The organism is Corynebacterium tuberculostearicum SK141 (assembly GCF_000175635.1).
In the GTDB taxonomy this organism is placed as follows: Bacteria; Actinomycetota; Actinomycetes; order Mycobacteriales; family Mycobacteriaceae; genus Corynebacterium; species Corynebacterium tuberculostearicum_C.
This window is the reverse complement of the sequence record NZ_ACVP01000003.1, coordinates 113328-135601: the sequence shown is the minus strand read 5'-3', so window position 1 is coordinate 135601 and position 22274 is coordinate 113328. Positions and strand designations below refer to the sequence as shown.

22 protein-coding genes are annotated in these 22274 nt (G+C 62.5%); 10 read left to right on the top strand and 12 right to left on the bottom strand.

The window, feature by feature from the left end; genetic code table 11:
• Positions 1-44: 44 nt before the first annotated feature.
• Positions 45-311, top strand: coding sequence for a type II toxin-antitoxin system RelE family toxin (locus tag CORTU0001_RS00990; protein ID WP_034667840.1), 267 nt, complete (start codon positions 45-47; stop codon positions 309-311).
• Here CORTU0001_RS00990 and rbsD read toward each other — a convergent pair.
• The 6 genes from rbsD to CORTU0001_RS00960 are packed head-to-tail and all read right to left on the bottom strand — an operon-like array spanning position 308 to position 5975.
• Positions 308-682 carry a D-ribose pyranase gene (gene rbsD, locus CORTU0001_RS00985; RefSeq protein ID WP_005326700.1) on the bottom strand — a complete coding sequence of 125 codons (375 nt, stop codon included), beginning with the start codon at positions 680-682 and terminating at the stop codon, positions 308-310. The two genes, CORTU0001_RS00990 and rbsD, sit on opposite strands and share 4 nt — an antisense overlap.
• Entirely contained in the window at positions 675-1583 is a 909-nt protein-coding gene (locus CORTU0001_RS00980; RefSeq protein ID WP_005326698.1) for a ribokinase, read from the bottom strand. The genes rbsD and CORTU0001_RS00980 overlap by 8 nt, the downstream gene beginning before the upstream one ends.
• Positions 1580-2494 (bottom strand): substrate-binding domain-containing protein, encoded by a 915-nt coding sequence (locus CORTU0001_RS00975; RefSeq protein ID WP_005326696.1) that lies wholly within the window; start codon positions 2492-2494, stop codon positions 1580-1582. The genes CORTU0001_RS00980 and CORTU0001_RS00975 overlap by 4 nt, the downstream gene beginning before the upstream one ends.
• A 12-nt stretch (positions 2495-2506) precedes the next feature.
• Positions 2507-3448, bottom strand: a complete 942-nt coding sequence (locus CORTU0001_RS00970) for an ABC transporter permease (RefSeq protein WP_005326694.1) — start codon at positions 3446-3448, stop codon at positions 2507-2509.
• A complete protein-coding gene (locus tag CORTU0001_RS00965) occupies positions 3445-4989 on the bottom strand; it encodes a sugar ABC transporter ATP-binding protein (protein ID WP_005326692.1) in 1545 nt (514 codons plus the stop codon). The genes CORTU0001_RS00970 and CORTU0001_RS00965 overlap by 4 nt, the downstream gene beginning before the upstream one ends.
• Positions 4986-5975 carry a LacI family DNA-binding transcriptional regulator gene (locus CORTU0001_RS00960; RefSeq protein ID WP_005326690.1) on the bottom strand — a complete coding sequence of 330 codons (990 nt, stop codon included), beginning with the start codon at positions 5973-5975 and terminating at the stop codon, positions 4986-4988. The genes CORTU0001_RS00965 and CORTU0001_RS00960 overlap by 4 nt, the downstream gene beginning before the upstream one ends.
• A 130-nt stretch (positions 5976-6105) precedes the next feature.
• Between CORTU0001_RS00960 and CORTU0001_RS00955 the strand changes: the two genes are divergently transcribed.
• The 6 genes from CORTU0001_RS00955 to galK all read left to right on the top strand — a co-directional run bounded on the left by CORTU0001_RS00955 (position 6106) and on the right by galK (position 11844).
• Positions 6106-6549 (top strand): YdcF family protein, encoded by a 444-nt coding sequence (locus tag CORTU0001_RS00955; RefSeq protein ID WP_100067788.1) that lies wholly within the window; start codon positions 6106-6108, stop codon positions 6547-6549.
• 195 nt (positions 6550-6744) lie between these two features.
• Positions 6745-7644: an aldose epimerase family protein gene (locus CORTU0001_RS00950; RefSeq protein WP_005326686.1), complete on the top strand. Its 900-nt coding sequence runs from the start codon at positions 6745-6747 to the stop codon at positions 7642-7644.
• Positions 7645-7655: 11 nt separating this feature from the next.
• On the top strand, positions 7656-9305 hold the full coding sequence (locus CORTU0001_RS00945; protein ID WP_005326684.1) for a sodium:solute symporter family protein: 1650 nt from the start codon (positions 7656-7658) through the stop codon (positions 9303-9305).
• Positions 9306-9315: 10 nt separating this feature from the next.
• A complete protein-coding gene (locus CORTU0001_RS00940) occupies positions 9316-9558 on the top strand; it encodes a hypothetical protein (protein ID WP_005322508.1) in 243 nt (80 codons plus the stop codon).
• Positions 9558-10652 carry a galactose-1-phosphate uridylyltransferase gene (galT, locus tag CORTU0001_RS00935; RefSeq protein ID WP_005326682.1) on the top strand — a complete coding sequence of 365 codons (1095 nt, stop codon included), beginning with the start codon at positions 9558-9560 and terminating at the stop codon, positions 10650-10652. Before CORTU0001_RS00940 ends, galT begins: the two co-directional genes overlap by 1 nt.
• The gene (gene galK, locus CORTU0001_RS00930; RefSeq protein ID WP_005326680.1) at positions 10645-11844 is read left to right on the top strand and encodes a galactokinase; all 1200 of its coding nucleotides are present in this window, start codon (positions 10645-10647) and stop codon (positions 11842-11844) included. Before galT ends, galK begins: the two co-directional genes overlap by 8 nt.
• Positions 11845-12016: 172 nt before the next feature.
• On the opposite strand, the gene CORTU0001_RS00925 is transcribed toward galK, so the two are convergent.
• Positions 12017-13060, bottom strand: a complete 1044-nt coding sequence (locus CORTU0001_RS00925) for an RNase H family protein (protein WP_005326678.1) — start codon at positions 13058-13060, stop codon at positions 12017-12019.
• Positions 13061-13311: 251 nt separating this feature from the next.
• On the opposite strand from CORTU0001_RS00925, the gene CORTU0001_RS00920 reads away from it, so the two are divergent.
• The 3 genes from CORTU0001_RS00920 to CORTU0001_RS00910 all read left to right on the top strand — a co-directional run bounded on the left by CORTU0001_RS00920 (position 13312) and on the right by CORTU0001_RS00910 (position 16335).
• The gene (locus CORTU0001_RS00920; RefSeq protein WP_005326677.1) at positions 13312-14214 is read left to right on the top strand and encodes an endonuclease domain-containing protein; all 903 of its coding nucleotides are present in this window, start codon (positions 13312-13314) and stop codon (positions 14212-14214) included.
• A 187-nt stretch (positions 14215-14401) separates the two neighbouring features.
• Positions 14402-15565 carry an NRAMP family divalent metal transporter gene (locus CORTU0001_RS00915; RefSeq protein ID WP_005326676.1) on the top strand — a complete coding sequence of 388 codons (1164 nt, stop codon included), beginning with the start codon at positions 14402-14404 and terminating at the stop codon, positions 15563-15565.
• Entirely contained in the window at positions 15565-16335 is a 771-nt protein-coding gene (locus CORTU0001_RS00910; RefSeq protein WP_005326675.1) for a putative hydro-lyase, read from the top strand. The genes CORTU0001_RS00915 and CORTU0001_RS00910 overlap by 1 nt, the downstream gene beginning before the upstream one ends.
• Here the strand turns inward: CORTU0001_RS00910 and CORTU0001_RS00905 are convergent.
• From CORTU0001_RS00905 to CORTU0001_RS00885, 5 genes are all read right to left on the bottom strand, one after another.
• Entirely contained in the window at positions 16332-16952 is a 621-nt protein-coding gene (locus CORTU0001_RS00905) for a GntR family transcriptional regulator (protein WP_005322499.1), read from the bottom strand. The two genes, CORTU0001_RS00910 and CORTU0001_RS00905, sit on opposite strands and share 4 nt — an antisense overlap.
• Before the next feature lie 68 nt (positions 16953-17020).
• Positions 17021-18802, bottom strand: a complete 1782-nt coding sequence (locus CORTU0001_RS00900) for an acetyl/propionyl/methylcrotonyl-CoA carboxylase subunit alpha (protein ID WP_005326671.1) — start codon at positions 18800-18802, stop codon at positions 17021-17023.
• Positions 18792-20366, bottom strand: a complete 1575-nt coding sequence (locus tag CORTU0001_RS00895) for a 5-oxoprolinase subunit B/C family protein (protein WP_005326669.1) — start codon at positions 20364-20366, stop codon at positions 18792-18794. Before CORTU0001_RS00895 ends, CORTU0001_RS00900 begins: the two co-directional genes overlap by 11 nt.
• Complete coding sequence (locus CORTU0001_RS00890; protein WP_005326667.1) at positions 20366-21127, bottom strand: LamB/YcsF family protein; 762 nt, start codon at positions 21125-21127, stop codon at positions 20366-20368. The genes CORTU0001_RS00895 and CORTU0001_RS00890 overlap by 1 nt, the downstream gene beginning before the upstream one ends.
• Before the next feature lie 212 nt (positions 21128-21339).
• Complete coding sequence (locus CORTU0001_RS00885) at positions 21340-21903, bottom strand: CAP domain-containing protein (protein ID WP_005326665.1); 564 nt, start codon at positions 21901-21903, stop codon at positions 21340-21342.
• Between the last annotated feature and the right edge of the window lie 371 nt (positions 21904-22274).

Genomic DNA, 22274 nt, shown 5'->3' with positions numbered 1-22274 from the left:
CTACTAGTACTAAGTTAGCAAAGAGTACAACTTTTTAAGAGGTCATGGACTACAACATCGCGTTGACGCGGCAGGCTAAGCGGGAGTTACAGAAAATCCATCAGGGAAACCGAAAGCAATATCAACGGATTAAGCGCGCGATCGGTGGACTGGCTAAAGACCCATATCCACCGGGATCTATCGCTTTGTCCGGCAGGAGTGGCCGAAGAATAAGGGTGGGAAATTACCGTGTGCTGTACTCCGTAGAGGAGCAAGAAGTGCTGGTGGAAGTGTTTACCGTAGGGGCACGCGGAAGCGTTTATAAGCGCTAGAAGGGGACGCCGGAGCGCAGGATGACATTGGCAAACGGCGTGGTGGAGCCGGTGCGCACGACGAAGGAGGCGCGGGCGACCTCGCGCTTGAGGTCGTCATGGGAGACCTCGGTAAGCGGTACTGCGGGAAGCAGGGAGCGCACCTCGGGCGGGGTGGTATCGGCGATGGTGGCGGCTTCGACCACGACCTCATCGAGGAGGGCCGCCAGGGTATCGGCAAAGGTGGGGATGCCGAAGGTCAGCGTGAGGTCGATGACGGGCACAGCGTGGGGGATGGGCAGGCCGCAATCGGCGATAACGAAGGTATCGGTGTGGCCCAAGCGGGCGACGGCGCTGGTGAGCGCGGGATTGAGCAGGCCGGACCTACGCATCGGTGACCTCCGGCAGGGCGGATTCGGTGGTGGGGTAGGACGGCTGTGCGCCGTTGCCGGTGGCGGCGAGGGCGCCGACGCGGGCGGCGAAAGTGGCGGCATCGACAAGCGAGGCACCGGTGAGCAGCTGGGCGCAGAAGGCACCCGCGAAGGCATCGCCGGCGCCGGTGGTATCCACGGCGGTCACGCGCGGGGTGGGGATGTCCGTGCCGCCTTCCGGGGTGGCCACGTAGGCGCCGTGGGCGCCGAGGGTCAGCACGACGGACCGGAAGCCGGCCTCTACTAGGCGGTGGGCGAGCTCGCGCGGGGCGCCCTGTGCAGGTAGGCCGAATTGGTCCAGGATGAGCCCTGCTTCATGTTCATTGGCCAGCAGGGGATCGGCCTGCAGGAGCGAATCGCGGTCGACCTCGACCACGGGCGCGAGGTTAACCACCACTCGGCCTTGGGCCGCCTCGACCGCGGCCTGGAAACCGGAGGCGGGGATTTCACCTTGGAGGAGGACCACGTCGGCGTCGGCGATGGTGGATGCACGGGAAGAGACAAAGGGGGCGTCGACAAGCGCGTTGGCGCCGGGGGAGATGACGATGGTGTTCTCGCCATCGGCCGAGACAGTAATGACGGCGAGGCCGGTGTTGGTATCGGCCTGCTCCACGGCGCTCAGATCGATGCCGGAGGTGCGCATGTAGTGCATGGCGGGCTCGGCATAGGGATCGGAGCCGACCGCGCCCACGAAGGCCACGGTAGCGCCCAGCTGTGCGGCCGCGACAGCCTGGTTAGCGCCCTTGCCCCCGGCCAAGATGTCGCCGCCAGAGCCCAGGAGGGTCTCGCCGGGCTGCGGGTGGCGCTCGGCGTGCACGATGAGATCGGCATTGATGGAACCGACGACGGTTAGCTTGCTCATTGGAAATCCTCCACATTGTCGCGGGTGACGGTGATGACCTCGACGGGAACGCTTTTCTCCGCCGCGCCACCGTGCAGGAGCGCTGCGGCTTGTTCGATGGCGCGGGCACCGAGCTCTGCGGGCTGCTGGGCGATGGTAGCTTCCAGCTTGCCATCTTTGACCGCTTTGAGGCCATCGAAGGTGCCATCAAATGCCACCACCTTGACCTCAGATCCAGCGCGCGAGCCCAAAGCTTCGACCGCGCCGAGCGCCATTTCATCGTTCTCTGCAAAGATGGCCTTGATATCCGGGTTGGCCTGCAGCAAGTTGGTGGCGACGTTGAGTCCTTCCGTGCGGTCGAAATTCGCCGATTGCTTGCCGACGACCCGAATGTCCCCGTACTTCGCAATCTGCTCTTCAAAGCCCTTGCCGCGCTCGCGCGAGGCGGAGGTACCAGCGGTGCCCTGCAGGATGAGGATATCGCCCTTTTCCCCGATGGCTTCAGCGAGCTTATCCGCCGCTTGCGCGCCACCGGCGACGTTATCGGACGCCACCATGGAATCCAGCTCTACGCCGTTGACATCGCGATCCACGCCGATGACGGGCACGCCGTCATTTTTGATGCCGCGAACCGCTGGGGCAACGGCATCGGAATCGGTGGGGTTGACCACGACGACCTTGGCGCCCATGGAGGTGGCATTGCCCAGCTGATTGACCTGTTGGGCGGGGTCATCGGAGGCGTCTTGGATGTCTAGCGGAACGCCGAGTTCCTTGGCCTTATCCTGTGCGCCGTGGCGCAGTTCGACGAAGAAGGGGTTGGTCTGCGTCGATAGCGCTAGGGTGATGCGGTTGCGGTCTTCTTCCGAGCGATTGCAGGAGGCAAGGCCCAGCGCGAGGGCAGGTACGAGGAGGGTGGCGATGAGTTTTTTCATGGCGGGTGCTCCTTAGTTGGCCGTCTTATTGCGGATGACGTCGAAGCCGACGGCCAGCGCGATGACCAGGCCGATGACGATCTGCTGCCAAAAAGAGGAGACGTTGAGCAGGTTTAAGCCATTGCGGATGACCGCTAGCAAGATCGCGCCGACCAGGGTGCCGGTGGCCTTGCCTTGGCCACCGGAGAGCGAGGCGCCGCCGATGACGACGGCCGCGATGGCATCGAGCTCATAGCCGGTGCCGGCCTGCGGCTGTGCGGATTCGAGGCGGCCGGCCATGACCATGCCGGCCCAGGCGGCGAAGAAACCGGAGAGTGCGAAGACGGCGATCTGGATGCGCTTGACCGGCAGGCCCGAGAGGCGGGCGGCCTCCAGGTTGCCACCGATGGCGTACATGGAACGGCCGAGCACCGTGCGCTCCAGGATGAACCAGCAGATGAGCCCGGCGATGACCATCATGATGATGGGCACGGGGAAGCCGGCGATATCGCCGCCAAAGGCATTGACGGACGGGGCGGTTTCAATCGGCGAGCCCTGGGAGATGACCAGGGTGAGGCCACGGGCGATGGACATCATGGCTAGCGTCGCGATGAAGGAGGGGATCTTGCCCCACGCGGTGGCCATTCCGCAGATGGCGCCGGCCAGCGCGCCGACGACCAGGCCGAGGAGCAGGGTGAGCCAGCCAGGCAGCCCCGCGGTGGAGAACATATAGGCAGAGACCATGGCGCCGAGCGCGGCGACCGAGCCCACCGAGAGGTCGATACCGGCGGTGACGATGACAAAGGTCATGCCGAAGGCCAAGATGGCCACCGTGGCGGCCTGGATGCCGATATTGAGCAGGTTCGCCACGGTGAGGAAGTACGGCGTAGCGATAAACAGCGCGATGCACAGGGCAATGAGGCCGACGAGCGCGCCATTATTCATGGCCCAGTTAACTACTCGATTCTTGGTCATGCTTCATCCTTGGGGTTAGTGCCGGCAGGCGCGGCAGCAGAGGCAGAGGTAGCGGAGGTCACATTGGATACGGCAAAGGCCATGACCTCGTCTTGGGTGGAGTCCTTAGGGAGCTGGCCGGCGAGTTGGCCGCCGGACATGACGAGGATGCGGTCGGACATGCCGAGCACCTCGGGCAGATCGGAAGAGGCCATAAGCACGGCGCCCCCGGCAGCGGTGACCTCATTGATGATGTTGTAAATCTCCACCTTGGCGCCAACATCGACGCCGCGGGTGGGCTCATCGAGGAGGAGGACCTTGGAGCCGGCCAGTACCCAGCGGCCAAAGACCGCCTTTTGTTGGTTGCCGCCGGATAGGTTCCGGATGGGCTGGGAGAGATCGGCCATGCGGATGCGCAGCTTCTCCGCTACGTCACCGGCGCGGCGGCGTTGGCCGCTGCGGTCTGCCAGCCCTGCCTTAGCGGTGGGGTAGAGGGTGGCGAATCCGAGGTTATCGCCCACCGAGGCGTCCAGAACTAGTGCTTGGGATTTGCGGTCTTCGGGGATATGGCCCACGCCGGCACGGATGGCGGCGCGAATATCGCCGCTGCGCAGCTGGGTGCCGCCAACGCGAATGGTGCCGGAATCGTATGGGTCAGCGCCCGCGATGGCGCGAATGATTTCGGTGCGGCCGGCGCCCACGAGCCCGGCGAGGCCGACGACTTCGCCGGCATGGACGGTGAAGGTGACGTCGTGAAAGGCGCCGTCGGCAGTCAGCTCGGAGACCTCCAGCAGGGCCTCACCGTGCTCGGGAGGAACCTCGCGCGGGTACTGGTTTTCAATCTCGCGGCCGACCATGAGGCGCACCAGCTCGTCTTCGTCCGTATCGGCCGGGACCTCGGCGATGAAAGAGCCATCGCGCAGCACGCTGATGGTCTCTGCAATGCGCGCCAGCTCTTCCAGGTGGTGGCTGATAAAGACCATGGCCACGCCCTTGGCCTTGAGTTCCTCGAGCACGGCAAAGAGTGCATCAACCTCCTTGCCGGTGAGCGCGGCCGTGGGCTCATCCAAGATGAGGATGCGCGCGTTCATGGACAGCGCCTTGGCGATTTCTACGAGCTGCTGTTTGGCCACACCCAGCTCACCCACCGGCATGTCTAGGTCCACGTCCAAGCCAATAAGGTGCAGTGCCGCTTGGGCTTGTGCCTTGAGGTGCTTGCGATTGACCAATCCAAAGCGGCGTGGGGTGCGCCCAAGCATGATGTTCTCGGCCACGGACATGGTGGGCACAAGGTTGAGCTCTTGGTGGATGGTGGCGATTCCCAGCGCCTCAGAGGCCTTGGTATCTGGGATCTTCACCTCTGTGCCATCTACCAGGATGCGGCCGGAATCTGGTTCGTGCACTCCGGCAATCATCTTGATGAGGGTGGACTTGCCGGCGCCATTTTCACCCAACAAGGCCTGCACCTGGCCGCGGCGGACGGTGAGGTCTACCCCCTTAATGACCTCCACCGGGCCGAAGGATTTGGTGACATTGTCCAGGCGCAACACGCAGTCACTCATGGCGTGGCTCCATCGAGTTGGTGGGCGGTGGACATGCGCGGGATGTAGCGGGTTTCTAGCACCTCGCCTTCCGGTTGGTGCTTTTCATTGATGGCCGCGATGAGCTTGGCCGTGGCGGTCTCGCCCATTCTGGCAACATCCTGGTCCACCACTGAGATAGGGGAAGGTTGGAAGCGCAGGTAGATGAAGTCATCGAAGCCGACGAGCGCGATTTCTTCTCCGATGCGCTTGCCCGCATTATGGCAGGCCTCCAGCGCGCCGGCCGTCATCATGGAATCGCCGGCAATGAGCGCGGTGACGCCTTCTTGCAGGAGTGCGAGGGCTCCTTTATAGCCCTCGCGGTGGCGGTAGCTGCCGTGGTGGATATGGGTAGGCATGCCGCGGGTGGCGGTCTTGAAGGCTTGGAGGCGCTGGCGGCCGGTGGAGGTTTCCTGCGGCCCGGAAAGGTAGCCGATGTGCGTGTGCCCCTTCTCTTTGAGCTGTTCCACGGCTTGTTTTATGCCCGTGTGGGGGTCCGATAACACTGCTGGAATCTGGCCCAGGGTGCGGTCAATGAGCACGAGCGGGCGGTAAGCGCGCGCCTGCTCCAGCGCTTCTTCGGCGCCTTCGAGCGGTACCGCGATAATGCCGTCTACCTGGCGTTCCATCAGGGCATCGAGGGACTTGACTAGCCGCTGCGGATCCTCGCCGCAACTGGTAATCATCGTGGCGAGTCCCTGCTTATCGGCGGCCTCTTCAATGGCTGCGGCCATTGCGGCGAAGTAGGCATTATCTAGGCTGGGGATGACCAAGCCGATGGCGTTAGATCGGGAGCTGCGCAATGCTCGGGCTTGGGCATTGGGCCTATAGTTGAGCTTGATGGCCGTGTCCTTGACGCGTTGGCGCGTGGGCTCCGAGATGGCTGGGTTCCCCGAGAGCGAACGGGACGCGGTGGAAATGGATACTCCAGCAGCAGCGGCCACGTCCTTGAGGGTGGTTCCGGCCATGCTGTCCTCCTTGGTTTAGGCGTGTGGGCCGGCTTCTGGCCCTCCTGGGTGCAATCGATTGCATATTTGAGTTAAAGGTACGGCTATTTCCGTCTTTCTGTCAAGGGTGGGCGAGTCTATGCTGGTATCCATGTCTGACCCGCTCCTTGTTTTGGGCTCCCGCGTAACTCACGGCTACCCCGGCGCCATGCTGCGCTCGCGCCTAGACAAGGCGTTGGCGCTCTATAGCGGTCAGCAGATTATTGTCTCCGGCCGTGGTGAGGCGGGGCCCATGGCTACCTACCTCATCGAACGCGGTGTGCCGGCCGAGCGCGTAGTGGTGGAACCGGAAGCCACGAGCACCAATGAAAATCTAGAAAATGCCCATCGCTTGGCTCCGGATGCCGTGTTGCAGGTAGTGACCAATGATTTTCATGTCCTGCGCACCGCGTTGTGGGCCTGGCACCTCGGCATTGCCGTGCGCCTGCATCCCGCGCGCACCCCGTGGCGGTTGATGCCGCGCAATTACCTGCGCGAAGTCCTGGCCACTCCTCACTCCGCGGCGCGCATAGTGTGGCGGCGGATGCGGGGATAGCGCTCCTGCCCGGTGTGGCGGCTCGCGGCCCATAGGTGCCTCCAGCCCCGAAAGAGGTTAACAAGCGGTTAACTCTACTGCGATGAGCAGCTGAAATAGAAGGTATTCGCGGGCGGTTATGCAAACGATTGACCTGTGCTTTGCCGTACTCCTAGGCTAAATCCAACGAAAGTTATAGCCAGAAAGGTCTTTGTTATGACCAGTGGAGGAGCGGCTGGCCCTGACGCCGACTACCCCAGCGTCGCACTTGCCCACGGCGATTATGCAGCCGAGATTGGTCTATTCGGCGGTGCACTCAAGGCGCTGACCTATCGCGGCGCACCCTTGGTAGAAAGCTACGAGGGCAAGCCGCCACTGATGGCTGGAGTGGTGCTGGCGCCGTGGCCGAATCGCACCGAGGATGGCTGGTTTGAATGGCAGGGGACAGCCCACCAGTTAGGCATCACGGAGCTGGAGCGCAATAACGCCATCCATGGATTCGCGGTGGATTGGTGGCACGTCAAGGAACGCTCGGACAACCGGGTGGCTCTTGCCTTTGATATTGAGCCGCGCCAGGGCTGGCCGTGGGCGATTCAACTAGAGGCCACCTATACCCTCGATGAGCAGGGATTGCACCACCAGCTCACCGCCCGCACCGCGGAACCCGGCGAGGTTCCCTTCGCCTATGGGCTGCACCTTTACCTCTCCCCACAGGGAGCTGGGGCGGAGGAAGCGGTGCTCAGTGTGGACGTCGGCAAGCGCTATCTGCTCGACGCCCGCAACCTGCCTACGGGAAAGACGGAGCAGGTGCGCATTGTTAATCAACCTATCGCCGAGGTGGACTGGGACGATTGCTTCCACGGCGAAGGCCCACTGATGGCCGTGTATTCGGCCGGTGGAAAGGGCGTGCGCTTGGAGATGGGCGAAGGCCTGAACTGGGTGCAGATGTTTACCCCGGCCGATTTCCCGCGGGCAGGCGGCCCCGGCAAGGCATTGGCCGTGGAGCCGATGAGCGCGCCGCCGAATGCGCTGCGCAGCGGGGAAGACCTCGTGCGCCTGAGCGCTCAGAACCCGCAGAGATTCACGCTGCGCCTTGCAGCAGAGAACAATAACTAGAAAGGTCAGCCATGGAGACTGCTGAATCCGTATTGAGGCTCGATGCCTCCTGGGTGGACTACTTCTTGGTAGCCATCTACTTCCTCTTCGTACTAGGCATCGGCTGGGCCGCCAAGGCCCGAGTGTCTAGCTCCATCGACTTCTTCCTCTCCGGCCGCGGATTGCCCGCCTGGGTGACCGGACTGGCTTTCGTCTCGGCCAACCTGGGCGCGGTGGAAATCATCGGTATGTCCGCCAATGGCGTGGAGTACGGCTTCCAAACAATGCACTACTTCTGGATCGGCGCCATCCCGGCAATGGTCTTTTTGGGCATTGTGATGATGCCGTTCTACTACGGCTCCAAGGTGCGCTCGGTGCCGGAGTTCATGCGCAAGCGCTTTGGCAATGCCGCGCACCTGGTCAATGCGATTTCCTTCGCTGTGGCCCAGCTGCTTATTGCCGGCGTGAACCTGTACTTGCTGGCCACCATCGTGGAGGCCCTGCTGGGCTGGCAGATGTGGGTATCGCTGCTCGTGGCCGGTCTCATCGTGCTGTCCTATATCACCCTGGGCGGACTTTCGGCCGCCATCTATAACGAGGTGCTGCAGTTCTTCGTCATCATCGCCGCACTCGCCCCGCTGACCATCATTGGTTTGAACCGCGTTGGTGGTTGGAGCGGGCTGAAGGACGCGGTGGCCCAGGAATCGCACTTCCACACTTGGCCGGGCACGGATATCTCCGGTTTTGAGAATCCCGTGTGGTCCGTCATCGGCATCGTGCTGGGCCTCGGCTTCGTGCTTTCCTTTGGTTACTGGACCACCAACTTCGTGGAAGTTCAGCGCGCCATGGCCTCCGATTCCATTTCCGCCGCCCGTAAGACGCCGATTATCGGCGCCTTCCCCAAGATGTTCGTGCCCTTCCTCGTGGTCATTCCAGGCATGGTTGCCTCCGTTTCCGTGGCCGACTTGATGGAGGAGCGCGCGGAGCCGAATGACGCCATCCTGCTGCTCATGCGCGACCTTTTGCCTAATGGCCTGCTGGGCGTGGCGATCGCCGGCCTGCTCGCTTCCTTCATGGCCGGCATGGCCGCGAATATCTCGGCCTTTAATACCGTCATCTCCTATGACATCTGGCAGACCTATGTGGTCAAGGACCGCGAGGATGACTACTACCTGAAGTTCGGCCGCATAGCCACGATTATCGCCACCGCTATTGCCATCTTTACCGCACTGCTCGCGCAAAACTTTGGCAATATCATGGACTACCTGCAAACCCTGTTTGGCTTCTTCAATGCGCCGCTGTTTGCCACCTTCATTCTGGGCATGTTCTGGAAGCGCATGACCCCGCACGCCGGTTGGTCCGGACTCGTAGCCGGTACCGGTTCTGCTATCGCTTTCTGGTACGTCGCATCCTTCACGGACATGATCAACCTGCCCGGCCAAGGCACGGCCTTTGTGGCGGCTGGTGTGGCCTTCGTGGTGGATATCTTGGTCTCCATCGTGGTCACCCTGTTCACCCAGCCCAAGCCGGATAGCGAGCTGGTTGGCTTCGTCTCTTCCGTGACCCCCAAGGACCACTTTGAGGACTACACCGAAAAGTCCTTGCCGTGGTACCAGCAGACCGTCCCGCTGGGCATCATTTGCCTGGTGATGGCCGTAGCCCTCAACGTCATCTTCGCCTAAGGAGCCCAACATGTCTGAGAAAAAGCGCGCGGGCGCATTCGACCTGCGCAACGTCATCGCCGCACTCCTCGGCCTCTACGGCCTGATTTTGCTCGGCTGCTATTTCTTCCTCGACCCAGGCATCAACCCGGATACCGGGCAGGCTAAGAACGCCAGCGATAACCTATGGGCAAGCCTTGCTTTGCTGGCCGTGGCCGCTGCCTTTGTGCTGTGGGCACGCCTGAAGCCCATCACCATCCCAGGAGAAAACTAATGGTTGAGATTACCTCTGCCACGCTTGCCGACGGCCGCGAGATCCTCTACTTCGACGACCAGCCCCATCCCGACCGCGTGCTTGTCGACGCCCGCGATATCCCCACCGTCGCCCCCGCTTCCGAAATGCGCCGGGATCCCCTAACGGGGGATTGGGTGGCCTTTGCCGCCCACCGCATGAACCGCACCTTCTTGCCACCGGCCAACGAGAACCCGCTGGCGCCTACGCGCGAAGGCCAGCTGCCCACGGAGATCCCCAGCCCCAGCTATGACGTGGTGGTCTTTGAAAACCGCTTCCCGTCCTTTGCCACCACCGCGGACATCGAGCATCCGGAGGACGATAACCTGCTCGGCATGGTGCCGCGCCTTCCTGCCCGCGCCCGCTGCGAGGTGGTCTGCTTTACCGAGGACCCAGCCCTATCCTTCAAGGACCTGCCGGAATCGCGCATCCGCACCGTCATCGAGGCCTGGGCTCACCGCACCGCCGCACTATCCCAGATCGACGGCGTGGAGCAGGTATTCCCCTTTGAAAACCGCGGCGAAGAAATAGGCGTGACCCTCCAGCACCCGCACGGCCAGATCTACTCCTATCCATTCCTCTCGCCCCGCCTGCGGTCCATTGTGGATTCCGCCCGCGCCTATGACGGCGACCTCTTCCAGGATCTCCTCGATCGTGAGCGCGCCGCCGGTACCCGCATCATTGCTGAGACCGAGCACTTCACCGTCTTTGTTCCCGCCGCCGCCAAATGGCCGCTGGAAGCCATGGTCATGCCCAATGAGGAGGTTCCCGATTTCGCCGCGCTTTCCGGCGCCCAACGTGCCGACCTCGCGCCCCTCCTCAAGAAGCTGTACTCCGCCGTGGACCGCTTCTTCGATGGCGTGGACAAGACCCCGTATATCGCCGGCTGGACCCAGGCGCCGGTGGATCCGGACCTGCGCCCCGGCATCCGCATGCACCTGCAGCTCTTTTCGCTCATGCGATCGCCCGGCCGCATGAAGTACCTTGCCGGTTCCGAGTCCTCGCAGGCCGTGTGGATCAATGACACCACCCCGGAGCGCATCGCCGCCCGCTTCAAGGAGATCTGGGATGCTTAACTGGATTGACACCCGCAGCGATGACGAGCTTGCCGCCGCAGCCCGCGACCTCTTCGCCGCTTCCTTTCCGGACGCGCCCGAGCCCGCCGGCGTGTGGGCCGCTCCCGGCCGCGTCAACCTCATCGGCGAGCACATCGATTACGCCGGCGGCGCCTCCATTCCCTTTGCGCTGGAACAAAACACCGCCGTCGCCGTCGCACCCCGCACCGATGGCCTTCTCCGGATAGCCTCCGAATACGACGGCAGCGTTGCCCAGGCCAGCCTCCCACTCTCCGAAGTCCGCCCTGGCCACCCTTCCGACTGGTCCGGCTACGTTGCCGGCACCGTCTGGGCCGCCACTGCCGCGGACGTTCTGACCTGCACCGGCCTCGATATTGCCATCGTCTCCGACGTCCCCGTCGGCTCTGGCCTGTCCAGCTCCGCCGCCCTCGAATGCTCCGTGGCCGTGGCCGCCTACGAGCTCTGCCACGGCAACGCCCCCGATGACGCCGCCCGCGCGCAGCTGGCCCAGGCCTGCATCCGCGCCGAGAACGAAGTGGTCGGCGCCTCTACCGGCGGCTTGGATCAAAACGCCAGCCTCTTCGGCCAGCGCGGCAAGGCCCTCTTCCTGGATTTTGCCACCGGCGCCGTCGAGCGCGTGCCGTTCAATATCGAGGCCCAGGACATGGTGCTGCTCATCGCGGACACCAATGCCCCGCACACGCTTTCCGACGGCCAATACGCCTCCCGCCGCGGAATCATCGACGCCGTCCAGTCCGCCGCCGGCCGCTCCATCCGCGACATCCCGGATGCCGTCGCCTTTGCCGCCACCGTCAACCCCGCCGACGCGGAACTCTACCGCTGCCGCGTGCGCCACGTGGTGGACGAAACCGCTCGCACCCTCGACGCCGCCACCGCGCTCACCTCTTCCGACCTGGCAAAGTTCCGCCGCCTCATGCGCGAAAGCCACCTTTCCCTGCGCGACCTGTACGAAGTCACCACTCCGGAACTCGACTCCGCCTTCACCGCGGCCGGTGAACTCGGTGCCCGCATGACTGGTGGCGGCTTCGGCGGCGCCGTCATCGCGCTCATCCCGCGCTCCGCCGTCGAGTCCACCGCCGAAGCCATCCACGACGCCGCGGCATCCCGCGGCTTTCCAGGACCCACCTTCTTGGTGGCCCGCCCGGGAGACGGCGCCCGCCGCCTGGCTTAAGCTCCGCAGGCCGGCTCGGCTCAGTCGCGCCCCTCCCAGCGCGCCTATTGTCGTTAGGTCCATACTGATCAGGCTGATCTGAAGGCTGGGCCGCCTCAGATCGGCCCTAACTCCCTCAATTCGGCCTGATCAGATCAGCCCTAAGCCTGTCCCAAAGCCCTAAGCGTTCGAATCACAACGCCGAGAGAGCTTTCTGAATCCCCTCGCGCAGCGTCTCGCGAGACTGCTTCATTGGATGCGCAATCGCGCGCAACCCCATGTACGCAATCTGGTCGGCCGCCCGATTCAGCGGATCGCCCGCATGCCCGAGCACACGGCGAATGTCAACCTCGCATTGGCCCTGGATATCGCCCCAAGCTTGCTGGAATCGGGACCGCGCACCCGAAGACACCCCTCGCCACGTGCGCCCCGGCCGCGATGCTTTAGAGCCGCGCTTATGCACAATCTGCTCGACCGCCTCCAAAGCGGCTACGGAATCGGACTCAATAACCGCCTTGCGCGCACCCACCTTGAGCAGGTATTTCAGCGCGAGCGTCAGTGCTTCGAGCTCGAGCTCATCCGTACTCGCCTTGGTTTCTCGAGTCCGTAACCGGTAGTCGCCGTTTCCCGCAACGAAGCACATCGACCCCTTGAATACAGTATCCGAGGAAGCATCGGTGGCTATGCGCACCACCTCGCCCTCGGCCCACGAGGAGGCGCGCGAGAAGTTCGGCCACCAGTACGCTTTCGGCGTCTCTACCTGTGCCGCTTGCTTCTTTTTCGGCGCCTCACCCATCTTGCGCGCCTTGCGAGCGGTCAGGCCGGCTTGTTTTCTGCGCACAGAGCTCGCGCTTTTCGACGCCCTATTTTCTCCCGCAAAGCTTCCCGTCACCGTGAAACCGTCAGCCGTGAGTGCCGCTCGCAACGCGTTCTGCCTGCGACCAGTGACAATCCACACTCGTCCGTCGAGTCCCTTGAGCGCGCGTTTGACCTCGCGCACGGCGATATCAACGATATCGCCCTTCTTCGTTTGGCCGCGGCGCACAAAACGCGTCTGCTTAGTATTGACTGCGATGACCCAGCCTTCGATGGTGCCGTTGGGGGCGGAATCCCAACGCTCGTCCCAGAGCGCGACCGCAACATGGATTGGTGCCGAGACCATATCCGAGGTGATCTTGCGGGTGCCGTAGGTGCGCGATTGCGTACCGGTTAGTTCTGAGAGCTCGATGGGTTCCATTATCTCTAGTAAAGCACGGTTAACCGCGCTGCTGAATTATCCCCCACACCGCCGCTGTGAACTAATTCTCCTTAGGTCGAATGTGATCGAGCCGATCTGAGCACAACCCGCCCTCAAATCAGCCTCAACGCCCTCAATTCGGCCCGATCACCTTGGACCTAATATTCCGACCCTCACTCAAGGTCCTCGGAAATTCACCTTCCTGAGCCTCATGACGCGTGCCCCGCCCCGCCAGCCGCGAAGATGAAACCATGATTACAGATCACTTCATCAACCTTCGTTACGCCGGAGCCGAAAGTCCGCACCATTTAGCCCTCCAACGCGGTGAGCTCACCCAGATAGCGCCCTGGGTCGCCGTTCCCACGGCCACCTGGAGGCAATGGGTTCGCCATAAACAACAATTCGCCAAAGTAGTCGCTGCCGGGTGGAGCACCCACCGCGCCGTCCTCATCGGCAAATCGGCCGCGCGGCTGTGGGGAATGTGGGTAATTTCCGGGGAAGGGGAGGAGGTGGAGCTAGCGGTGCCTTCGGGAAGCGTTCCCCCACGCAGGCTCACCCCGAAAGGCTACCGGTACCGCCGAGTAAAGTCCCTTCAAGAATCCACGGTGTCGATAGCGGGTGTGCGCGCCACGAATCCCGCCCGCACCTGCCTCGAAATCGCCCGGCTACACGGCTTCCCAGATGGCCTGGTAGCTACTGATTCTGCCCTCGGCCGACACGACGTCACTACATACGACCTGCGCGAAGAACTGGCAAAAATGCAGCGCACGAGGGGACAAGCAGCCATGCGTAAGGTTATCGAGCACGCGTATGGCGGATCGGAATCGCCCTATGAGTCCTATCTGCGAGCACTTATTATTGAGCGTTTGCCGCAGGTGAAAATTGAGCCGCAGAAGCCGCTGCTCGGGAAATATCGGGCGGATCTTTGTCTCGATGGCTGGCTGGTTGTCGAGGTCGATGGCGATGCCAAATATGACGGTACCTATGGCGAGGCGCCCGCTCACGTGGTCAAGCAGCAGGTAAAGAGGCAGCGAGCGCTAGAAAACCGCGGATACGTGGTGCTGTGCTTTGGCCCCAGCGATATGAAAGCGCCGGACGAGGCTTTGCGGATAATCGCCAGCCACCTGGGAAAACGAACGAGAAAAGTAGCCTAGATCACCCCCGCGCCACCCCACAACGCATAAAAGTTGTTGAACAAAAGGCATAGCAACCTTTAAGATGATGCGCATCACAAATTAATGCGACCTGCATCACGAAAGGTGAAATCTAGTGAGTGCTGAGACATCACACGCCACTCCGGCGCAGGCGGGGGACAAGACCCCGCCCAAAGGCCTCGGCGCCATGGCCGGTGCCATGTTCCTTATGGCCACCTCCGCCATCGGTCCGGGATTTTTGACCCAGACCTCGGTCTTTACCGTGCAGATGGGCGCATCCTTCGCGTTTGCGATTATGCTGTCCATCCTCGTGGACATCGCTATCCAGCTCAATGTGTGGCGAGTTCTCTGCGTGACCGGCATGCGCGCCAATACCTTGGGCAATACCGTGCTCCCCGGCCTGGGCTGGGTGCTCGCCGTATTCGTGTTCATCGGCGGCGCAGTCTTTAATATCGGCAATATCGCCGGTTCTGGCCTGGGCATTAACGCGATGCTGGGCATCGACTCGCGCATCGGTGGCGTCATCGCCGCGGCCATCGCGATCTTTATCTTCCTCTCCAAGAAGGCGGGCATGGCGCTTGATCGGCTCGTCGCGGTTCTGGGCGCGGTCATGATCTTGCTGATGCTCTACGTTGCGGTGGTCAGCCAGCCACCGGTGGGGGAGGCGCTCAAGAATACCGTCGCTCCGGGCGAGATCGACTTCTTCGTCATCACCACCATCATCGGCGGCACCGTGGGCGGCTATATCACCTTTGCCGGCGCGCACCGCCTCATCGATTCCGGCCACACCGGCGTGGAAAACGTCAAGAACATTACCTATACCTCGGTAAGCGGCATCGTGGTAACCGGCATCATGCGCATGCTCCTCTTCTTGGCGGTCCTCGGTGTGGTGGCCACCGGCGTGGCGCTCTCGGACGACAACACCGCGGCCGATGCTTTCTACAATGCCGCCGGCGAGTTTGGCCTGCGTGCCTTCGGTGTGGTCCTCTTCGCGGCCGGTTTGTCCTCGGTTATCGGCGCCGCCTATACCTCGGTATCCTTCGTGACCTCCCAGGACACCTCGACGCGCACCCGCAATATTCTCACCATCGTCTTCATTGCGGTGTGCACGGTAGTCTTTGTGGCCATCAACTCCGCGCCACAGAAGTTGCTCATCTTCGCCGGCGCCATCAATGGCCTGATCCTGCCCATCGGTTTCGCCCTCGTGATGTGGGTGGCCTGGTTCCGCCGCGACCTCCTGCAGGGCTATAAGTATCCCAAGTGGTTGCTGGTTATCGGCGCCCTGGCGTGGGTACTTACCATCTTCATCGGCTTCAAGGCTTTCTCCGGCATTACCGAACTGTGGGCATAATGCAGGCCCCAGAGCAGGTGCGCGAGTATGCACGCAGCCATGACATGGCCACCACCGCCGGGCATGCCCGCGGCTTCATGCAGGCTAACCTGCTGGCCGTGCCGCAAGAATACGCCTTCGACTTCTTGCTCTTTGCCCAGCGCAATCCCAAGCCATGTCCGATTGTGGGCGTCCTGGAAGCCGGTCAGTACACCTCCGAGCTGCTGCCGGGCGGGGACATCCGCACCGATATTCCGGCCTACCGCGTCTTTGAAAACGGCGAGCACACAGCCACGCTTGCCGACGTCACCTCCTACTACACCCCAGACATGGTCAGCTTCCTCATCGGTTGCTCTTTTACCTTTGAGACTGCGCTGCAGGATAACGGCATTGAGGTCGCGCACATTGCCCAGCAGCGCAACGTGCCGATGTTTAAAACCACGATTCCCACCACCCCGGCCGGTGTCTTTTCCGGGCCCATGGTAGTCTCCATGCGCCCTATTCCGGCCGCGCAGGTCTCCGATGCCGTGCGGATTACCTCCCGTTACCCATCAGTTCACGGCGCCCCGGTTCACGTGGGTGACCCGGCGGCCATTGGCATTGAGAACTTGAACCGCCCGGACTTTGGTGATCCGGGCGAAGTGCCGGAGGGCTGCCTGCCGGTCTTTTGGGCCTGTGGTGTGACCCCGCAGGCCATCGTGATGGAATCTAAGCCGCGCTTAGCTATTACGCACGCACCGGGCCAGATGCTCGTGACCAACGCCCGCGATCAAGATTTTCTCATTCCTTAATCGTCCAGCACGGCGAGGATCTTCTCGCAGGTATTCATGAGGCTGTCATGCGAAAGCGTGGCGGCCTCGAGGCGTTTTCCATCTGCGATGAGCGTGGCCAAGGTGATATTGCCTTGAATGTGGTCCGCATGCAGCTGCGGGTAGCGCGGGATTGCTAGCAAGAAGGTGAGCCGCATGCGGGCGAGCAGGTTATCCATCTGCTCATTAAGGGTGGGCGAGCCCAGCGCGGCCACCAGCGTGCGGTGGAAGCGTTGGTTGATGGCGGAGACTTCTTGGTGCTCGCCGCGTGCCGCGTAGTCGAAGGCGGAGGAAGTGAGGGTAACGAGCGAGGGGGCATCAGCAAACTCGCCCCAGCGCACCGCCGCGGGCTCGATGGCTGCGCGGGCGGCAAAGAGGTCGCGGATATAGTCTGCATCGGGCGTCGCAAGGAAAACACCCCGGTTAGGGATGCGTTCCACAATGCGTTCCGCGGCCAGCCTAGTGAAGGACTCGCGGAGGGTATTGCGCGAGCAGTGAAAGCGCTCGGCCGCCTTGACCTCGCTGAGCTGCTCGCCCGGCTGAAACTCGCCGGCGGAGATGGCCTCGCGCAACTCGGAGGCGACAGACTGGGAAAGCATGACCACAACTGTACTAAAAAGTTATGCACCTCACATTGAAGATGGGGTGCATAACGATGGCGCGAGCGCTAATCGATGGTCGCGATGACCTTGGAGGAATCCAGACGGTCACCTTCTGCGGCCAGGAGCTTGATGGTACCGCCGCGCGGAGCCTTGATGGCCGATTCCATCTTCATGGCCTCGACGGTGGCGATGGCATCGCCCTCGGCCACGGTATCGCCGTCCGCAACGTTCCAGGCCACGAGGTTGGCCTCGAACGGGGAGGTGACCGCATTGTCATCGGTGGACTGCGCGCCGGCCGAAGACGGCGCGGTGGAGGCAGAACCACCAGCTGAGGCGGCGCCCGGCGCAGCGAGGAAGTCCACGGGGACGCCGACGTTGACCAGCTTGCCGTCGATTTCTACGGCCACATTGCGGCGCTGGGTGTAGATGGCCTCGACCTTTTCCACCTGGTTGGTGGCAGACGGGCGGTAGTTGTGATCCACCCAGTCAGTAAATACGCCAATCTCGGAGGCGCCGGCGGCAGCGGCATCGTCTGCCGGGGCGGCGGTGCCGATGAGTGCAGGCTCATCCATCATGTCGCGGTGGAACGGCAGCACGGTGCGCACGCCGGTGACGGTGAACTCGCGCAGGGCAAAGCGGGCGCGAGCCAGAGCGATCTCGCGGGTTGGGCCCCACACCACGAGCTTGGCAATCAGGGAGTCATAGTACGGCGGGATGATAGAGCCAGAGCGCACCGCGGAATCCACGCGGATGCCCGGGCCGGTGGGCGGCTCGAAGGAGACGATGGTGCCGGGGCACGGGGCGAAGCCATTGAGGATGTCCTCGGCATTGATACGGAACTCAAAAGCGTGACCGTGGGACTGCGGATCCTCATCGAAGGACAGCGGCTCGCCGGCCGCGATGCGGAACTGCTCGGCGATGATATCGGTGCCGGTGACTACCTCGGTAACTGGGTGTTCGACCTGGACGCGGGTATTGACCTCGAGGAAGGAAATGGTGCCGTCCTCGGAAACGATGTATTCCACGGTGCCGGCGCCGGTGTAGCCCACCTTGGAGCAAATGGAGCGCGCGCCTTCGATGATGCCGTTGCGTTGGGCGTCGGAAAGCGCGGGCGCTGGAGCCTCCTCAATGAGCTTTTGGAAGCGGCGCTGGGTGGAGCAATCGCGGGTGCCGAGCACGCGCACATTGCCGTGCGTATCGGCCAGCACCTGGGCCTCGACGTGGCGTGGGTGGGTGAGGAACTTCTCCACGTAGCACTCGGCGCGGCCGAAAGCCTCCATGGCCTCGCGGCCGGCGGAGTTGAACGCGCCCTCAATTTCTTCCATATTGTCCACGACCTTCAAGCCGCGTCCGCCGCCGCCATAAGCGGCCTTGATGGCAATGGGCAGGCCATGCTCTTCGGCGAAGGCGCGGGCCTCCTGCCAGTCATCGATGGGATCGGAGGTACCCGGTGCCAGCGGCGCGCCGACCTCCTCGGCCACGCGGCGCGCAGCGATCTTGTCACCGAGCAACTCGATGGACTCCGGGGAAGGGCCAATCCAGATCATGCCGGCCTCGGTAACCGTGCGGGCAAAGTCGGCGTTTTCGGACAAGAAGCCGTAGCCCGGGTGGATGGCATCGGCACCGGCGCGCACCGCGATATCGAGTAGCGCGGGCACGTTCATGTAGGTATCGGCCGCGGTATTGCCCGGCAGCGCATAAGCTTCATCGGCTACCTGGGTATGCAGGGCACCTGCGTCCGCTTCGGAGTAAATGGCGATGGACTTAATGCCCAGGTCGCGGGCGACGCGGGCGATACGCACGGCAATCTCGCCGCGGTTAGCAATGAGGACGGTCTTAATCTGCATTCTTATCTCCAGTGTTCAAGGCTTGGGGTGCTACGAGTTCAAAGTTCACGCGCGCGCCGGGTGGCAGCTGCGCGGCGATATCAATATCTTCTTCCAAGACGGTAGCGATAACGGGGTAGCCGCCGGTCACGGCATGATCGCGCAGGAAGACTACGGGCTTGCCATTGGGCGGGATTTGGATCGATCCGGCGACCATGCCCTCAGAGGGGAGCTCGCCGTCTTTAACGCGTTCAATCGGCTCTTCGCCATCGAGGCGCAGGCCCACGCGGTTGGAGTCCGAGGTGACGGTCCATTCGGTATCTAGGAAGGCGGAGACATTATCGCCAAACCAGTCATCACGGGGTCCGAGCACGCAGCGCAAGGTGGCGCGGGTCTTGCCGTCGGAGCTTTCACGCACGCGCAGTGGGTTAGCCAGCTGGGCGTCGGTCATGCCGGTAGAGCGCGGTAGCACGCCGATGACATCGCCGGTGGTGACCGGGTCCGGGCCAAGGCCAGAAAGGACGTCGGTGGCCGCGGAGCCAAGCTCGGATTCGGCGATGATGCCGCCGCGGATGGCCACGTAATTGCGCATGCCTACCGTTGCAGGATCCACCGAGACGGTGTGCCCGGCCGTGACCAGCACTGGGCGGGCGAGGTGAACCGGCATCTCGCCGAGGCGCACACGCGCGGTAGCGCCGGTGACGCAAATGACGGTATCGGTGAGCGCGTGGAGCTTAATGCCGCCGATATTCTCCAGCACCGTTGCCCCGCGCGGGTTGCCCACGGCCACATTGGCGGTCGCGGCGGCGGCGCGGTCGGCAGCACCGGAGGGAGTCACGCCGAGATCGCCCACACCGGGGCGGCCCAGGTCTTGGTAGAGGGTGAGCAGGCCGGCATCGATAACCTCCATGCGCGGCAAGCGGGCAGGGGCGCGCTTCGAGCGGGCAGAGTGATCAACAAGCTCAGGCAGCTTATCCACGCTGCGATAGCGCACGCGGTCGCCCGGCTGTACCAGCGCCGGCGGGTTGGCATTGGAATCCCACATCGGCGTATTGGTGGTGCCCAAAAGCTGCCAGCCGCCCGGGGAAACGCGCGGGTACACCGCGGAAAACTCACCCGCGATACCTACAGCACCGGCCGGCACCGCGGTACGGGGACTGGAGCGGCGGGGCACCGCTCGCGCCTGGGAGGGCTCCGACGGCGCACAGTAGGTAAAGCCCGGGGCAAAGCCACCGAAAGCCGCGGTCCACTCGGTAGAGGTATGCCAGTCAATGAGCGCCTCGCGCGAAAGGCCCAGCAGGTCCGCGGCCTCGTCCACATCCTCGCCGTCATAGAGCACATCGATTTCTACCGTTCGGGCCTCCGCAGCCGTCGCGGCGGCAGGGGAGAAGTCCTGCAGGAATTCCGCTGCATCGCGCGCCGAATCCGGCGCTTCAAACGTCAGCAGCAGGGTGGTGGCGGCCGCGATGCAGTCCACCTGATTCTTCAACGGCTTGGCAGAAAGCGCCGCGTGCCAATCCATCACCTGGTTCAATCCATCCAGGTCAATGAGCAACGCGCGCGTGCCCACAAAATTAATGTGCATTAGATAAAGCTCCGAATCTCGATGCCTTCTTCCCGCAGGCGCTCCACCACGCCGCGCAGCAGCTTCACCGCGCCGGGCGAATCGCCGTGGGTGCATACGGATTGCGCATCCACCTCTAACTTCGTGCCATCCACGGCCGTAATCGACCCGGTCTGCGCCACCTCAAGAACTCGCTGCACCACCTCATCGGCACTGCCAAGCACCGCATTGGCTTCCTTGCGCGAGACCAGCGTGCCATCGGGGTTGTAGTTGCGGTCCGCAAAAGCCTCACGGATGACGTTAAGCCCGCTGCGCTTGGCGACGTCCACCGCTACACCCCCTGGCAGTAACATCACCGGCAAGCCTCCGAAGGTCTTAATGCCCTTGATGACGGCTTCTGCTTGCGCCTCATCTTTCACGATTGCGTTATACATCGCACCGTGTGGCTTCACATAGGAAACCTTGGTGCCATTGGCGCGGGCCAAAGCGTCGAGCGCGCCAATTTGGTAGGTCACCTCGTCTGCAAGCTCGTCCGGGTTGTAATCGATAAAACGGCGGCCGAAACCCGCGGCGTCGTTATAACCCACGTGCGCGCCTACGGTCACGCCTGCTTCTGCTGCCGCCTTGAGGGTGCAGGCAATCGAGTGCGGGTCGCCCGCATGGAAGCCGGTGGCCACGTTTGCGGAGGACACCATCTCCAGCATTGCCGCGTCATCTGCGACCGGGTTGCCTGCAGTAGTCTCTCCCAAATCCGCATTGAGATCGATATGGAGCGAGGACATTCAACACCGTCCTTAAGATTGTTGAACAATTCGAATGTCATTAAGTGTAACCCTCGCCACTGCCATTTGTGAAGGCGGTTACGTTTCATTTACCCGCGTGCGCACCCCCACCTAGGTACGAGAAAACCGCCCCGCCCCGGGTAAGAGGTCCGGGAGGAGGCGGCGTGGCCCGCTAGAGCCCAAGGGCCCGAAGGCCCTAGCTTGTGAAATCTTTAGCGGCCGTAGTTCTGGACAGCGTAGAGCTTGCCCTCAGAGTTGACGGCAACACCAACGCCGATGGTCTTGGCACGCGGGTCGAGCATGATCTTGCGGTGGCCCGGGGATTCGTACCAGAGCTTAACCAGCTGTGCATCGGAGTAGTCGCTCCATGCCTGCAGTACGTTCTCGCCGCCGGCCGGGATATTGGAAGGGTAGTAGTTCCAGTGCTGTGGGCGGTGGCTGAGCTTATTGGCGCGAACCAGCTGGTTGGCCCAATCCTGAGCCAGTCCATTGAGTGCGGCGTTGGCGCGAACCGGGCGCAGGCCGTGTGCCCGGCGGTAAGCGTTGGTGTGATTGATGATGCTCTGTACGCGGTTGGAGGCCGGAGCAACTGGCTTTGCAGCGGCAGCCGGAGCGGCAGGCAGGTTGACGGAGGGTACCGGAAGGTTCACGCGACCGAAGCTGCTCAAAGAGCTCGATGCCTCTGCAGGGGCTACGCCAACACCGAGTGCGACGGCTGCTGCGAGTGCAGGAGCGACGAACTTCTTGGCGGAGAAGTGAACTTTGGGGGTAAACATGAACGGTACCTTTCTACTGGGACCTAGCGGGAATCTATAGGGCGGGGATCTTGGAGTGTTAACGGCTAACTTCCGTTCCCCTTCACTTAAAAGTTAATCAATTCCACCCGGGAAAAAGCCAGTTGACCAGCAAATATTAGGATTCATGAAGTTGATTTCGCGCAAAACTAATTGCCTCTTAGTTATTTCTCGATTTGAGTTAGGAAACCCCTAAATTCCCTTAGTGATGGCGCTCAGCCCCCCGCCCCCACGGGGGTAGATTTCAACCAATATCTCAGGTTCCCAGAGAAATGAGATTGTTTTAAGGTATACGGCCCTTGTTTTAAGTTCGTTGCTGGCAAAGCTAGCCATTTTCTTGATAGAGCCTATGA